The sequence below is a fragment of the Streptococcus sp. 116-D4 genome, assembly GCF_009731465.1.
Classification (GTDB): Bacteria; Bacillota; Bacilli; order Lactobacillales; family Streptococcaceae; genus Streptococcus; species Streptococcus pseudopneumoniae_E.
In genome coordinates this window covers 1,670,758-1,686,578 of record NZ_AP021887.1, presented here as the reverse complement: position 1 = coordinate 1,686,578, position 15,821 = coordinate 1,670,758, and the positions used below count along the sequence as shown (strand labels likewise).

General features: G+C 40.8%; 16 protein-coding genes. All 16 read left to right on the top strand.

The genetic code is table 11. The features are described 5' to 3' along the window. Positions 1-102 precede the first annotated feature (102 nt). The 16 genes from UKS_RS08440 to UKS_RS08360 all read left to right on the top strand — a co-directional run bounded on the left by UKS_RS08440 (position 103) and on the right by UKS_RS08360 (position 15,746). A complete protein-coding gene (locus tag UKS_RS08440; protein ID WP_156012707.1) occupies positions 103-468 on the top strand; it encodes an Asp23/Gls24 family envelope stress response protein in 366 nt (121 codons plus the stop codon). 2 nt (positions 469-470) lie between these two features. Continuing rightward, entirely contained in the window at positions 471-2,138 is a 1,668-nt protein-coding gene (locus tag UKS_RS08435; protein ID WP_156012705.1) for a DAK2 domain-containing protein, read from the top strand. Between the two features lie 183 nt (positions 2,139-2,321). Beyond that, a complete protein-coding gene (locus UKS_RS08430) occupies positions 2,322-2,513 on the top strand; it encodes a hypothetical protein (protein WP_012972435.1) in 192 nt (63 codons plus the stop codon). Continuing rightward, on the top strand, positions 2,510-2,704 hold the full coding sequence (locus UKS_RS08425) for a hypothetical protein (protein ID WP_156012703.1): 195 nt from the start codon (positions 2,510-2,512) through the stop codon (positions 2,702-2,704). The genes UKS_RS08430 and UKS_RS08425 overlap by 4 nt, the downstream gene beginning before the upstream one ends. After that, on the top strand, positions 2,691-3,575 hold the full coding sequence (locus UKS_RS08420) for an ABC transporter ATP-binding protein (protein ID WP_156012701.1): 885 nt from the start codon (positions 2,691-2,693) through the stop codon (positions 3,573-3,575). The genes UKS_RS08425 and UKS_RS08420 overlap by 14 nt, the downstream gene beginning before the upstream one ends. A 1-nt stretch (position 3,576) precedes the next feature. After that, a complete protein-coding gene (locus UKS_RS08415; protein ID WP_156012700.1) occupies positions 3,577-4,314 on the top strand; it encodes an ABC transporter permease in 738 nt (245 codons plus the stop codon). Next, entirely contained in the window at positions 4,314-5,411 is a 1,098-nt protein-coding gene (locus tag UKS_RS08410) for a sensor histidine kinase (RefSeq protein ID WP_156012698.1), read from the top strand. Before UKS_RS08415 ends, UKS_RS08410 begins: the two co-directional genes overlap by 1 nt. Continuing rightward, positions 5,412-6,011: a response regulator transcription factor gene (locus UKS_RS08405; protein WP_156012696.1), complete on the top strand. Its 600-nt coding sequence runs from the start codon at positions 5,412-5,414 to the stop codon at positions 6,009-6,011. It abuts the gene before it with no gap. A 466-nt stretch (positions 6,012-6,477) separates the two neighbouring features. Further along, on the top strand, positions 6,478-6,894 hold the full coding sequence (gene rpsL / locus UKS_RS08395) for a 30S ribosomal protein S12 (RefSeq protein ID WP_001142333.1): 417 nt from the start codon (positions 6,478-6,480) through the stop codon (positions 6,892-6,894). A gap of 19 nt (positions 6,895-6,913) precedes the next feature. Continuing rightward, complete coding sequence (rpsG, locus tag UKS_RS08390; protein ID WP_004250722.1) at positions 6,914-7,384, top strand: 30S ribosomal protein S7; 471 nt, start codon at positions 6,914-6,916, stop codon at positions 7,382-7,384. A 281-nt stretch (positions 7,385-7,665) separates the two neighbouring features. Next, on the top strand, positions 7,666-9,747 hold the full coding sequence (fusA, locus tag UKS_RS08385) for an elongation factor G (protein ID WP_049497248.1): 2,082 nt from the start codon (positions 7,666-7,668) through the stop codon (positions 9,745-9,747). Between the two features lie 326 nt (positions 9,748-10,073). Further along, positions 10,074-11,774 (top strand): acetolactate synthase large subunit, encoded by a 1,701-nt coding sequence (locus tag UKS_RS08380; RefSeq protein ID WP_156012694.1) that lies wholly within the window; start codon positions 10,074-10,076, stop codon positions 11,772-11,774. Next, positions 11,767-12,243, top strand: a complete 477-nt coding sequence (gene ilvN, locus UKS_RS08375) for an acetolactate synthase small subunit (RefSeq protein WP_001253803.1) — start codon at positions 11,767-11,769, stop codon at positions 12,241-12,243. Before UKS_RS08380 ends, ilvN begins: the two co-directional genes overlap by 8 nt. A gap of 65 nt (positions 12,244-12,308) precedes the next feature. Beyond that, complete coding sequence (gene ilvC, locus UKS_RS08370; protein ID WP_049497243.1) at positions 12,309-13,331, top strand: ketol-acid reductoisomerase; 1,023 nt, start codon at positions 12,309-12,311, stop codon at positions 13,329-13,331. 112 nt (positions 13,332-13,443) lie between these two features. Beyond that, a complete protein-coding gene (gene ilvA / locus UKS_RS08365; RefSeq protein ID WP_156012692.1) occupies positions 13,444-14,694 on the top strand; it encodes a threonine ammonia-lyase IlvA in 1,251 nt (416 codons plus the stop codon). 836 nt (positions 14,695-15,530) lie between these two features. Beyond that, positions 15,531-15,746, top strand: a complete 216-nt coding sequence (locus tag UKS_RS08360; RefSeq protein ID WP_049497238.1) for a capsule biosynthesis transcriptional regulator — start codon at positions 15,531-15,533, stop codon at positions 15,744-15,746. The last annotated feature ends 75 nt before the right edge of the window (positions 15,747-15,821 follow it).

The following is a 15,821-nucleotide window of genomic DNA, read 5'->3' as shown; positions in this document are numbered from 1 at the left end:
TCATTTGAAAAATGGAGTAAATATCCGCTGATACAGTATTCTGCTTTTACACTTGGGCTGAAATATGATAAAATAGAGTATCAACTAGTTGAGGTAAAAAGGATGACTGTAAAAATTAATACAAAAGATGGTCAAGTCGAACTAACAGATGAAGTGATTGCAACCGTCGTAGGTGGAGCAGCAACTGAGATTTTTGGAGTAGTCGGTATGGCTAGTAAAAATGCCCTCAAAGATAATTTCCAAGCTCTTCTAGGTAAAGAAAATTATTCTAAAGGTGTCGTCGTAAAAGCGGCCGAAGATGGCAACATTGCAGTTGATGTATATACCGTGTTGAGCTACGGAACAAAGATTAGCGAAGTGTCAAAAAACATTCAAGAGCGTGTTCGTTTTAGCTTGGAAAACCAGCTTGGAATTACTGCTCAGACTGTAAATGTCTACATTCAAAATATCAAAGTTGTAGGAGAATAACCGTGTCAAAAATTACTACTAGCTTATTTCAAGAAATGGTGCAGGCTGCATCAACTCGCTTGAATAAGCAAGCTGAATATGTCAATTCATTAAACGTCTTTCCAGTTCCAGATGGAGATACTGGGACAAATATGGGAATGACGATTGAAAATGGTGCTAAAGAAGTTGCAGACAAGCCAGCTTCTACAGTTGGAGAGGTAGCGAGTATTCTTGCCAAAGGTCTTTTGATGGGTGCGCGCGGGAACTCAGGAGTTATTACGTCTCAGCTTTTCCGTGGATTTTCACAAGCTATCAATGATAAAGATGAGTTAACAGGTCAAGACTTGGCTCTTGCCTTCCAATCAGGTGTGGAAGTTGCCTATAAGGCTGTAATGAAACCTGTTGAAGGAACGATTTTGACAGTTTCTCGTGGAGCTGCTATCGGTGCTAAGAAAAAAGCTGAGCAAACAGATGACGCTGTTGAAGTCATGCGCGCAGCCTTGGAAGGTGCTAAAACAGCTCTAGCTAAAACGCCAGACATGCTTCCAGTATTGAAAGAAGTTGGCGTTGTGGACTCAGGTGGTCAAGGACTGGTCTTCATCTACGAAGGTTTCCTTTCAGCCCTTACTGGCGAATATATTGCATCTGAGGACTTTGTAGCGACTCCAGCCAATATGAGTGAAATGATCAATGCAGAACATCATAAGTCTGTAGCAGGACATGTGGCAACAGAAGACATCACCTTTGGTTACTGTACGGAGATCATGGTTGCTCTTAAACAAGGCCCAACCTATGCCAAAGATTTTGACTACGAAGAATTTCGTAACTATTTGAATGAACTCGGGGACTCTCTCCTTGTTGTCAATGATGATGAAATCGTCAAAGTCCACGTCCATACAGAAGATCCAGGACTTGTTATGCAAGAAGGTCTCAAATATGGTAGCTTGGTCAAGGTAAAAGTTGACAATATGCGGAACCAACACGAAGCACAGGTTGAAAAAGAAGCCGCTCAAGTTAGCGAGCCAGCTGAAGAAAAAGAATATGCTTTGATTGCTGTCGTTGCTGGTAAAGGTCTAGCAGATATCTTCCGTTCTCAAGGCGTGGATTATGTTATCGAGGGTGGACAAACCATGAACCCTTCGACAGAAGACTTTGTCAAAGCTGTTGAGAAAGTGAATGCTCGTAACATCATCTTCTTGCCAAACAACAAAAACATCTTCATGGCAGCTCAATCTGCAGCTGAAGTATTGGAACAACCAGCTGTTGTAGTAGAAGCTCGTACAATTCCTCAAGGATTGACTAGCCTTCTAGCATTTGACCCAAGCAAGTCTATCGAAGAAAACCAAGAACGCATGACTGCAGCCCTTGGCGATGTTGTTAGCGGAAGCGTCACAACAGCTGTGCGTGACACGACTATTGATGGTTTAGAAATCCATGAAAACGATAATCTGGGTATGGTAGATGGGAAGATCCTCGTATCAAACCCTGATATGCACCAAACTCTGACTGAAACCTTGAAACATATGTTGGACGAAGACAGTGAAATCGTAACCTTCTATATCGGTGAAGATGGAAGTGAAGAATTGGCTAACCAAATTGCCCAAGAAATCGCAGAAGAATTCGAAGATGTTGAAGTAGAAATCCACCAAGGTCAACAACCAGTGTATCCATATCTTTTTAGTGTGGAATAAGAATGAAATAGAAAACAAAAGAGGTCGGGAAAAGATTCCCGATCTTTTTGGTTTGCAATGAGTTTTTGAGTTGGTAGCTGACTGAACTTTTTATGACATTTGTCATATCTCCTCATGACAGAAGCTTCTAGTGATTCTAGCTTCAAAGAATTATACTAGATGTATCAAGTGGAGGAAGAAAAAATGAAACATAAAGTAATTGTCGCGATGAGTTTAGTAGCAGCAGGAGTCATGACTTATCTCATGTTCTCAGGATTGGATGAAGATTTCTATCATTTTCCTTGGGAGCTATTTGCAGGATTTGGAATGATGTCCTGGCTTATCCGAGAAGGTTTGAAATTAGTCTCAGATGTGAAAAAGGAGTTTGAAAAATGAAAAAAGCGTTTCTTTATCTTTTTATTGGACTATCACTAGTGGTATGGTTGGTAGAAATGTTTACAGGTTGGTTTGATCAAGCCTTCCTTCACCAATTCATCCGTGGTGTCTGGGGACTAGGATTTATGATTTTTATCGCCTTTCCGATGGGGATAGAATGGCTGAAAGGAGAGTATTATGAACATGATTAAGGTAGAAAGCCTAAATAAAGACATAAAGGGTAAAGCTATTTTGAAGGATATTTCCTTTGAGGTAGCTGAAGGTGAATGCGTCGCCTTGATTGGTCCCAATGGTGCTGGGAAGACCACACTCTTGGACTGTTTGCTTGGAGATAAACTGGTCACCAGCGGTCAAGTATCCATCCAAGGCTTGCCAGTGACGAGTTCTCAGTTAGACTATATTAGAGGCTACCTGCCTCAAGAAAATGTTATCGTTCAGAAATTAAAGGTCAAAGAGTTGATTGCTTTCTTTCAAAGCATTTACCCAAATCCCTTGAGCAACCAGGAGATCGATCAACTATTGCAGTTTGACAAGCAACAAAAAGAACAGTTGGCAGAAAAATTGTCAGGTGGGCAAAAGCGTCTCTTCTCTTTTGTCTTGACCTTGATTGGCCGACCAAAGCTTGTCTTTTTGGATGAGCCAACTGCGGCCATGGATACCTCAACTCGTCAACGTTTTTGGGAAATTGTCCAGGATCTAAAAGCGCAGGGAGTCACCATTCTCTATTCGTCCCATTATATCGAAGAGGTAGAGCATACAGCGGACCGAATCTTGGTCTTGAATAAGGGAGAGTTGATTCGCGATACAACACCTCTAGCCATGCGCAGTGAGGAGATTGAAAAGCACTTTATCCTTCCTCTAGCATACAAGGAAGTCATTGAGCAGTCTAACTTGGTTGAAAACTGGTCACAAAAACAAGATGCTTTGCAAGTAGTTACACGTGAAGCGGATGCTTTTTGGCAACTGTTAGTGCAAGCAGGATGTAGGATTCAAGAAATTGAAGTCAATAATCGTAGCTTGCTAGATACAATCTTTGAAGAAACACAAAAGGGAGATGACTAAGATGAAACGATGGACCGCACTAAACAAGATAGAATTTCTATTGACCAAACGACAATTAGTCTATTATCTATTATCCATAGGGATGCCGACAGCCTTCTATTTATTCTTTTCAGGCATGTACCAGGAAACACCAGGTGGACCGGCTAATTTTATGCGTGATTACCTCATCTCCATGACAGCCTTTTCCATGATGTCGACAGCTATCTTTTCATTCCCAGTTGTTTTACATACCGATAAGATCAACAACTGGCAGAAAATATTACGTCATAGCCCTGTAAATATGGTAGAATATTATCTATCAAAGATAACAAGTATGATGGTTGATTATTTGGTCTCAATTCTGGTTGTTTTCTCAGTTGGGCATTTTGTAAGAGGTGTGGATATGTCTCTTGGAAACTGGATTGGGGCTGCGTTCTTGCTGATAGTAGGAAGTGTTGCCTTTGTAGCACTTGGCTTAACCCTTACTCTCTTACCGTCCAGTCAGCTGATGTCTGTCGTGGGCAATCTTCTTTACTTTGGCTTGGCTGTTTTAGGCGGACTCTGGATGCCCGTCTCTTTATTTCCAGACTGGATGCAAGCAATCGGGAAGCGCCTACCAAGCTATCAGTTGATGGAATTGATCAAGACCTTCTTAAATGAGGGGGGCATCAATTTATCAGCCACAGTTTACCTACTTGTTTTTTCAGCAGTTTTGTTTGGTTTGACCATCTACCTTCAAGGTCATAAGGAGAATGCTTAATGCTTGAAAGACTAAAAAGCATACACTATATGTTTTTGGCCAGTTTGATTTTTATGGTTTTCCCTATCCTCTCTGCAGTGATTGGGGAGATTCCTAGCTGGCATTTACTAGTTGATATTCTATTTGTGGTGGCTTATTTAGGCGTTTTAACCACCAAGAGTCAGCGCTTATCCTGGCTCTTTTGGTTCATCATGTTAGCTTATGTGGCTGGGAATACCGTCTTCATTAATGGCAACTATGTCTGGTTCTTCTTTTTCCTTGCCAATCTCTTGATTTATCATTTTAGAGTGCGTAGCCTACGTTCACTTCATGTCTGGACTTTTCTTCTTGCTCAAGTTCTTGTTGTGGGGCAACTCATGATGTTTCAGTCAGTCGAAGCTGAGTTCGTAGCCTTTGAGCTTGGGATTCTTACCTTTGTTGATTTGATGACATTGGGCTTGGTTCGGATTCGCATTGTGGAGGATTTGAAAGAAGCGCAGGCTAAGCAAAATGCCCAGATAAATCTATTGCTTGCTGAAAATGAACGTAGTCGTATCGGTCAGGATTTGCATGATAGTCTGGGACATACTTTTGCTATGCTCAGTGTCAAGACAGATTTGGCCTTGCAGTTATTTCAGATGGAGGCCTATCCACAGGTGGAGAAGGAATTAAAAGACATTCACCAGATCAGCAAGGATTCCATGAATGAAGTGCGAACCATTGTGGAAAATCTGAAATCACGGACCCTAGCTTCAGAGCTCGAGACTGTTAAAAAGATGCTGGAAATTGCTGGGATTGAGGTCGAGGTTGAGAATCAATTGGACAAGGCTAGTTTGACCCAAGATGTAGAGTCGACAGCCGCTATGATTTTGTTAGAACTAGCGACCAATATCATCAAGCATGCCAGAGCCGAAAAAGCCTATCTAAAACTGGAACGCACAGATCAGGAGTTGGTCCTGACAGTTAGAGATGACGGGAAAGGATTTACAACTGTAAAAGGAAATGAACTTCATACAGTCCGTGACCGTGCAGCGGCCTTCTCAGGTCAAGTAGAGCTGGTCAGTTTGAAACAACCAACAGAGGTGCGCGTGCATCTGCCTTATAAGGAGAGAAAGTAGATGAAAGTATTAGTCGCAGAAGATCAAAGTATGCTTAGAGATGCCATGTGTCAGCTCTTAAACTTTCAGCCAGATGTGGAGACTGTCTTGCAGGCAAAAAATGGAGTCGAGGCTATCGAGGTTTTGGAGAAGGAAGCAGTAGATATTGCCATCCTTGACGTCGAAATGCCAGTCAAGACAGGACTAGAAGCGCTCGAGTGGATCAAACAAGAAGTGCCTGAAACCAAGGTGGTTATCGTTACGACCTTTAAACGCCCAGGCTATTTTGAACGAGCGGTCAAAGCAGGAGTCGATGCTTATGTCTTGAAGGAGCGGAGCATATCTGAGCTCATGCAAACCCTGCATACAGTACTAGAGGGACGCAAGGAGTATTCTCCAGAGCTGATGGAAGTCATGATGACCCATCCCAATCCCTTGACTGACCAAGAAGTCACTGTTTTACAAGGAGTTGCCCAAGGCCTGTCTAACCAAGAAATTGCGGACAAGCTCTACCTCTCAAACGGCACCGTCCGAAACTATGTCACCAATATTCTTTCGAAACTAGATGCAGGTAATCGAACAGAGGCAGCTAATATCGCGAAAGAATCTGGTTGGTTGTGATACTATTATATCTCGAAAACCATTATGTGCTAAAATTGAAATTATTCAATCAAACAATGTTGTAATTTGAGGGGGCTTAGTTTCCTCATTTTTGTTTCGTACAATACTCTTTGAAAATCTCTTCAAACCACGTCAGCTTCCCCTTGGATTATATATGTGACTGACTTTGTCAGCCTTATATACAACCTCAAAGCAGTGCTTTGAGTAGCCTGCGGCTAGTTTACTATTTTGGTCTTTGATTTTCATTGAGTATAAGATACTAGCAAAGAGCTAAAATTAAGAATAAAAAAGAAAAATATCTTGACAAGCAAGGGAAAAATTTGTTACAATAATAAACGGTACTTTTTACTTTTGGTCTCTCAAGAGTGTACAGGGACGTGCTGACAAATGTTGCAAAAGTACACACAGATGATAGCTGTCACCAAGTGTATCATCACCAAAAATAAAAAAACACAGGAGAATGTAGATGCCTACAATTAACCAATTGGTTCGCAAACCGCGTAAATCAAAAGTAGAAAAATCTAAATCACCAGCTTTGAACGTTGGTTACAACAGTCATAAAAAAGTTCAAACAAACGTTTCTTCACCACAAAAACGTGGTGTTGCAACTCGTGTTGGAACAATGACACCTAAAAAACCTAACTCTGCCCTTCGTAAATTTGCTCGTGTACGTTTGAGCAACCTTATCGAAGTTACTGCCTACATCCCAGGTATCGGACACAACTTGCAAGAGCACAGCGTGGTGCTTCTTCGCGGTGGACGTGTAAAAGACCTTCCAGGGGTACGTTACCATATCGTCCGTGGTGCACTTGATACTGCAGGTGTTAACGATCGTAAACAAGGTCGTTCTAAATACGGTACTAAACGTCCGAAAAAAGCATAAGGAAAGGGGATAAAGAGAAATGAGTCGTAAAAATAGAGCTCCAAAACGTGAAGTATTGCCAGATCCGCTTTACAATTCACAATTAGTTACTCGTCTTATCAACCGCGTTATGCTTGACGGTAAACGTGGTACAGCTGCTTCAATCGTTTACGGTGCTTTTGAGCAAATCAAAGAAGCTACTGGTAACGATGCACTTGAAGTATTTGAAACAGCTATGGAAAACATCATGCCTGTACTTGAAGTACGTGCACGTCGTGTTGGTGGTTCTAACTACCAAGTCCCAGTTGAAGTTCGTCCAGAACGTCGTACAACACTTGGACTTCGTTGGTTGGTAACAATCGCTCGCCTTCGTGGTGAACACACAATGCAAGACCGTCTTGCAAAAGAAATCTTGGATGCTGCGAACAACACTGGTGCAGCAGTTAAGAAACGTGAAGACACTCACCGTATGGCTGAAGCTAACCGTGCATTCGCACACTTCCGTTGGTAATAAAATGATACCAAGAGCGGTAAAGGCCCAAGGCAAAAATAGGAAACTGATGCAGTGTTCCGTGAACACAAAGCAGTTTATCTTTTTTGCACCGGGCCTCGCTCGGGTTCAAATCAGCTAACTTGAGCTTTTAGCTCGAGTTCAACTCAACTTACCATCTCGTAAGTTGAAACCAACAATAGCATGAAAACATTGAGAACGGGTAGGTCCTGCCTATCCGTTTTTATTAAAATCGTGTTATAATAGAATAGAAATAAAAAAATATAGGAGAAACAAACCTCATGGCACGCGAATTTTCACTTGAAAAAACTCGTAATATCGGTATCATGGCTCACGTCGATGCTGGTAAAACAACAACTACTGAGCGTATTCTTTACTACACTGGTAAAATCCACAAAATCGGTGAAACTCACGAAGGTGCGTCACAAATGGACTGGATGGAGCAAGAGCAAGAGCGTGGTATCACTATCACATCTGCTGCGACAACAGCTCAATGGAACAACCACCGCGTAAACATCATCGACACACCAGGACACGTGGACTTCACAATTGAAGTACAACGTTCTCTTCGTGTATTGGACGGTGCGGTTACCGTTCTTGACTCACAATCAGGTGTTGAGCCTCAAACTGAAACAGTTTGGCGTCAAGCAACTGAGTATGGAGTTCCACGTATCGTATTTGCTAACAAAATGGATAAAATCGGTGCTGACTTCCTTTACTCTGTAAGCACACTTCATGATCGTCTTCAAGCAAACGCACACCCAATTCAATTGCCAATCGGTGCTGAAGATGACTTCCGTGGAATCATCGACTTGATCAAGATGAAAGCTGAAATCTATACTAACGACCTTGGTACAGATATCCTTGAAGAAGACATTCCAGCTGACTACCTTGACCAAGCACAAGAATACCGTGAAAAATTGATCGAAGCAGTTGCTGAAACTGACGAAGAATTGATGATGAAATACCTCGAAGGTGAAGAAATCACTAACGAAGAATTGAAAGCTGGTATCCGTAAAGCGACTATCAACGTTGAATTCTACCCAGTATTGTGTGGTTCTGCCTTCAAGAATAAAGGTGTTCAATTGATGCTTGATGCGGTTATCGACTACCTTCCAAGCCCACTTGATATCCCAGCGATCAAAGGTATCAACCCAGATACTGAAGAAGAAGAAACTCGTCCAGCATCTGATGAAGAGCCATTTGCAGCTCTTGCCTTCAAGATTATGACTGATCCATTCGTAGGTCGTTTGACATTCTTCCGTGTTTACTCAGGTGTTCTTCAATCAGGTTCTTACGTATTGAACACTTCTAAAGGTAAACGTGAACGTATCGGACGTATCCTTCAAATGCACGCTAACAGCCGTCAAGAAATCGACACTGTTTACTCAGGTGATATCGCTGCTGCCGTTGGTTTGAAAGATACTACAACTGGTGACTCATTGACAGATGAAAAAGCTAAAATCATCCTTGAGTCAATCAACGTTCCAGAACCAGTTATCCAATTGATGGTTGAGCCAAAATCTAAAGCGGACCAAGATAAGATGGGTATCGCCCTTCAAAAATTGGCTGAAGAAGATCCAACATTCCGCGTTGAAACAAACGTTGAAACTGGTGAAACAGTTATCTCTGGTATGGGTGAGCTTCACCTTGACGTCCTTGTTGACCGTATGCGTCGTGAGTTCAAAGTTGAAGCGAACGTAGGTGCACCTCAAGTATCTTACCGTGAAACATTCCGCGCTTCTACTCAAGCACGTGGATTCTTCAAACGTCAATCTGGTGGTAAAGGTCAATTCGGTGATGTATGGATTGAATTTACTCCAAACGAAGAAGGAAAAGGATTCGAATTCGAAAACGCAATCGTCGGTGGTGTGGTTCCTCGTGAATTTATCCCAGCGGTTGAAAAAGGTTTGGTAGAATCTATGGCTAACGGTGTTCTTGCAGGTTACCCAATGGTTGACGTTAAAGCTAAGCTTTACGATGGTTCATACCACGATGTCGACTCATCTGAAACTGCCTTCAAGATTGCAGCTTCACTTGCCCTTAAAGAAGCTGCTAAATCAGCACAACCAGCTATCCTTGAGCCAATGATGCTTGTAACTATCACTGTTCCAGAAGAAAACCTTGGTGATGTTATGGGTCACGTAACTGCTCGTCGTGGACGTGTAGATGGTATGGAAGCACACGGTAACAGCCAAATCGTTCGTGCTTACGTTCCACTTGCTGAAATGTTCGGTTACGCAACAGTTCTTCGTTCTGCATCTCAAGGACGCGGTACATTCATGATGGTATTTGACCACTACGAAGATGTACCTAAGTCAGTACAAGAAGAAATCATTAAGAAAAACAAAGGTGAAGACTAATCAGTCCTCGCTCTAGAAGGAAGTCACTTAGTGGCTTCCTTTTTTGTATAGTGACGATAAATTTCATAAACTCTGCAAACGTGCAGGACACACAAAAAAATCATACAAAAGGGAGCTAAAGTGATTTGCGAAAGAAATTTACAATATAAATGAAATTAATTGCTAAAAAATGTGAATTACCTTTTAAAACTTATAAAAACAAAAATAACATTCATAAATAAACGTTAAAATAGAAAATTCAGAAAATTTCTTCTTTTCTCTTGAAAAATTTTGAAAAAATGGTATGATAGTAACAAGTTATTTTTTAGTGAAGAGAAAGGGGAATAATGGAGAAAATCAGTTTAGAATCTCCTAAGACGGGGTCGGACCTAGTTTTGGAAACACTTCATGATTTAGGAATTGATACCATTTTTGGTTATCCTGGTGGTGCTGTCTTGCCTTTTTATGATGCGATATATAATTTTAAAGGCATTCGCCACATTCTAGGTCGCCATGAGCAAGGTTGTTTGCATGAAGCTGAAGGTTATGCCAAATCAACTGGAAAGTTGGGTGTTGCCGTCGTCACTAGCGGACCGGGAGCAACAAATGCCATTACAGGGATTGCGGATGCCATGAGCGACAGTGTTCCCCTTTTGGTCTTTACAGGCCAGGTGGCGCGAGCAGGGATTGGGAAGGATGCCTTTCAGGAGGCTGACATCGTGGGAATTACCATGCCAATCACTAAGTACAATTACCAAGTTCGTGAGACAGCAGATATTCCTCGTATCATAATGGAAGCTGTCCATATCGCAACTACAGGCCGTCCAGGCCCAGTTGTCATTGACCTACCTAAAGACGTATCTGCTTTGGAAACAGACTTTATTTATTCTCCAGAAGTGAACCTACCAAGCTATCAGCCGACTCTTGAACCAAATGAAATGCAAATCAAGAAAATCTTGAAGCAATTATCCAAGGCTAAAAAACCAGTCTTGCTTGTTGGTGGTGGGGTTAGTTATGCTGAAGCAGCTGCAGAATTAAATGAATTTGCAGAGCGCTATCAAATTCCAGTGGTAACCAGCCTTTTGGGGCAAGGAACGATTGCAACGAGTCATCCGCTCTTCCTAGGAATGGGAGGAATGCACGGGTCATTTGCAGCCAACATTGCAATGACCGAGGCGGACTTTATGATTAGTATTGGTTGCCGGTTCGACGACCGCTTGACTGGAAATCCTAAGACCTTTGCTAAAAATGCCAAGGTTGCCCACATTGATATTGATCCAGCTGAGATTGGCAAGATTATCAGTGCAGATATTCCTGTAGTCGGAGATGCGAAAAAAGCCTTACAAATGTTACTAGCAGAACCGACAGTTCACAACAATACTGAGAAATGGATTGAAAAGGTTACTAAAGACAAGAACCGTGTTCGTTCTTATGATAAGAAAGAACGTGTGGTTCAGCCGCAAGCTGTTATTGAACGCATCGGTGAGTTGACGAATGGTGATGCTATTGTTGTCACTGACGTAGGACAACATCAAATGTGGACAGCTCAGTATTATCCCTACCAAAATGAACGTCAGTTAGTGACTTCAGGTGGTTTGGGAACCATGGGATTTGGAATTCCAGCAGCAATCGGTGCTAAAATTGCTAACTCAGATAAGGAAGTAGTCTTATTTGTTGGGGATGGTGGTTTCCAAATGACTAACCAGGAATTGGCTATTTTGAACATTTACAAGGTGCCAATCAAGGTGGTTATGCTGAACAATCACTCACTTGGAATGGTTCGCCAGTGGCAGGAATCCTTCTATGAAGGTAGAACATCAGAGTCAGTCTTTGACACCCTTCCTGATTTCCAATTGATGGCACAAGCTTATGGCATTAAAAACTATAAGTTTGACAATCCTGAGACCTTGGCTCAAGACCTTGAAGTCATCACTGAGGATGTTCCTATGCTAATCGAGGTAGATATTTCTCGTAAGGAACAGGTGTTACCAATGGTACCAGCTGGTAAGAGTAATCATGAGATGTTGGGGGTGAAGTTCCATGCGTAGAATGTTAACAGCAAAACTACAAAATCGTTCAGGAGTCCTCAATCGCTTTACAGGTGTCCTATCTCGTCGTCAGGTTAATATCGAAAGTATCTCTGTTGGAGCAACAGAAGATCCGAATGTATCGCGTATCACTATTATTATTGATGTTGCTTCACATGATGAAGTGGAGCAAATCATTAAGCAACTCAATCGTCAGATTGATGTGATTCGCATTCGTGATATTACAGACAAGCCTCATTTGGAGCGCGAGGTGATTTTGGTTAAGATGTCAGCGCCAGCTGAGAAGCGAGCTGAGATTCTAGCCATTATTCAACCTTTCCGTGCAACGGTAGTAGACGTAGCGCCAAGCTCGATTACCATTCAGATGACAGGAAATGCAGAAAAGAGCGAAGCCCTGTTGCGAGTCATTCGACCATACGGTATTCGCAATATTGCTCGAACGGGTGCAACTGGATTTACCCGCGATTAAAATTCAACTTAAATTTGTTAATCCAGCCTAAAAGGCAATAAATAATAGAAAAGAGAGAAAAAACTATGGCAGTTCAAATGGAATATGAAAAAGATGTTAAAGTAGCAGCACTTGACGGTAAAAAAATCGCCGTTATCGGTTATGGATCACAAGGACATGCGCATGCTCAAAACTTGCGTGATTCAGGTCGCGATGTCATCATTGGTGTACGTCCAGGTAAATCTTTTGACAAAGCAAAAGAAGATGGATTTGACACTTACACAGTAGCAGAAGCTACTAAATTGGCTGACGTTATCATGATTTTGGCACCAGACGAAATCCAACAAGAATTGTACGAAACAGAAATCGCTCCAAACTTGGAAGCTGGAAACGCAGTTGGATTTGCTCACGGTTTCAACATCCACTTCGAATTCATCAAAGTACCTGCAGATGTAGATGTCTTTATGTGTGCTCCTAAAGGACCAGGACACTTGGTACGCCGTACTTACGAAGAAGGATTTGGTGTACCAGCTCTTTACGCAGTATACCAAGATGCAACAGGAAATGCTAAAAACATCGCTATGGACTGGTGTAAAGGTGTTGGAGCAGCGCGTGTAGGTCTTCTTGAAACAACTTACAAAGAAGAAACTGAAGAAGATTTGTTTGGTGAACAAGCTGTACTTTGCGGTGGTTTGACTGCCCTTATCGAAGCTGGTTTTGAAGTATTGACAGAAGCAGGCTACGCTCCAGAATTGGCATACTTTGAAGTTCTTCACGAAATGAAATTGATCGTTGACTTGATCTATGAAGGTGGATTTAAGAAAATGCGTCAATCAATTTCAAACACTGCTGAATATGGTGACTATGTTTCAGGACCACGTGTAATCACTGAACAAGTTAAAGAAAACATGAAAGCAGTTCTTGCGGATATCCAAAATGGTAAATTTGCAAACGACTTTGTAAATGACTATAAAGCTGGACGTCCAAAATTGACTGCCTACCGTGAACAAGCAGCTAACCTTGAAATTGAAAAAGTTGGTGCAGAATTGCGTAAAGCAATGCCATTCGTTGGTAAAAACGACGATGATGCATTTAAAATCTATAACTAATTGATAGAAATTAAGGTGAAGGCGAGTTGGGGGACTAACTCGCTTTTATAATCAATTCATCCTTTTTAAGAGGATGGACTACGATAAGTTTGAAATAGTCTAGGAGAAAAAGATGTTAAGTTCAAAAGATATAATCAAGGCTCATAAGGTCTTGAGCGGTGTGGTTGTGAATACTCCACTGGATTACGATCATTATTTATCGGAGAAGTATGGTGCTAAGATTTATTTGAAAAAGGAAAATGCTCAACGTGTTCGCTCTTTTAAAATTCGTGGTGCCTATTATGCCATTTCTCAGCTTAGCAAGGAAGAACGTGAACGTGGAGTAGTCTGCGCTTCTGCAGGAAATCATGCGCAGGGAGTTGCTTATACTTGTAAAGAAATGAAAATTTCTGCTACTATCTTTATGCCCATTACTACCCCACAACAAAAGATTGGTCAGGTTCGCTTTTTTGGAGGGGACTTCGTGACCATTAAATTAGTTGGAGATACCTTTGATGCCTCAGCAAAAGCAGCTCAAGAATTTACAGTCTCTGAAAATCGTACCTTTATTGATCCCTTTGATGATGCCCATGTTCAAGCAGGTCAAGGGACAGTTGCTTATGAGATTTTAGAAGAAGCTCGAAAAGAATCAATTGATTTTGATGCTGTCTTGGTCCCAGTTGGAGGTGGTGGTCTTATTGCTGGGGTTTCCACCTATATCAAGGAAACAAGTCCAGAAATTGAAGTCATTGGGGTAGAGGCTAATGGAGCACGTTCTATGAAGGCTGCTTTTGAAGCTGGCGGTCCTGTCAAACTCAAAGAAATTGACAAATTTGCTGATGGGATTGCTGTACAAAAGGTAGGTCAGTTGACCTATGAAGCAACTCGTCAACATGTTCAAACCTTAGTAGGTGTAGATGAGGGATTGATTTCTGAAACCTTGATTGATCTCTACTCTAAGCAAGGGATTGTCGCAGAACCTGCTGGAGCAGCTAGTATCGCCTCTTTAGAGGTTTTAGCTGAATATATCAAGGGGAAAACTATTTGTTGTATCATTTCTGGAGGAAATAATGATATCAACCGTATGCCTGAAATGGAAGAGCGTGCCTTGATTTATGATGGGATCAAGCATTATTTTGTGGTCAATTTTCCGCAGCGTCCAGGTGCTCTGCGTGAGTTTGTAAATGATATCTTGGGGCCAAATGACGATATCACTCGTTTTGAGTATATCAAACGAGCTAGTAAGGGGACAGGACCAGTATTGATTGGGATTGCTTTGGCAGATAAGCATGATTATGCAGAAATGATCCGTCGAATGGAAGGTTTTGACCCAGCCTATATTAACTTAAATGGTAATGAAACACTCTATAATATGCTTGTCTGAGCACTAATAAAAATATCATATTATTTGCACAATTGATGTATAGGTGCTATAATGAAGATGAAGGAAGGGGGCGATTCCTATGAACTTAGGAAATCGATTACGCTATTTCTATCATAATTCATTATAGTACCTATGTTTTTTGATTCAGTTTATAGTAAGGTAGTAACATTACTTGTTATATATAAGGTTTTTTTGAAATTCAATATTTTATATATGGCTAGTCTGAGACTTGTCTAAATCTAATAGGAATTAGAAAAATAATCAACACGAATAGAAAACCTTATAATGAGGTAATTGAAAAAAGTGATGAGATACTAAGAAGGTAAAAACAGTAGAAAATGTTGAAAGATAGGATACTATTGTTTCTTAAATACTAATCTTTTTGAGTTTGAAGAAACAAAAAGGAATCTTGATAAAGGAAATAAATAGTACCAGTTGAGAAAGTGAAAAGCATTTATAAAGGCAGGAAGAAAATCAAAGAAGGAGGAGAGAAATAATAGTTAGTAATAGTGTGGAGAGAAAGTCTTCCGCTATTAGAAATATCGTTTAAAAGTTGGATAAATAGAATAAAGTTGAAGATAAAACCTGTCTAACCTATCCCGAACTGGTATTTGTAAATTATGAATATTTTTACAAACAAAAGAGTTAATAATACAATTGTTTTAAAAGTATTTACTAATGGTTTATAGTAAGTCAAAACCTATATATTATCGGCTTTAATAAGATAGTAATAGAAAAATAAATCATTAATTTTATTGAATATATGTTTTTTTATTGACAAAAGTCATAAAAACGTATACAATTAAATACCGTAAAGAAGAAAATAGGAGAAGGACATGACTAAGTCAAACTTTGAAAAAGTAGAATCAGTTGTTGGCTGGGTTCGTGATAAGAAAATCACAGGCTACCGTATCTCTAAAGAAACGAATGCACGTGAAATGTCTATCATTGCTCTAGCGCAGGGGCGTGCAAAAGTAAAAAATATTTCGTTTGAAACGGCTCTAGGTTTAATTGATTTCTATGATAAAAATCATGAAAAATTTGAAGATTAATCTTTGGATAATGGCGGATTCTTGAATTGGATCTGCCTTTTTATTTTCAGGACAGCAAAAAGACTGCACAATTGC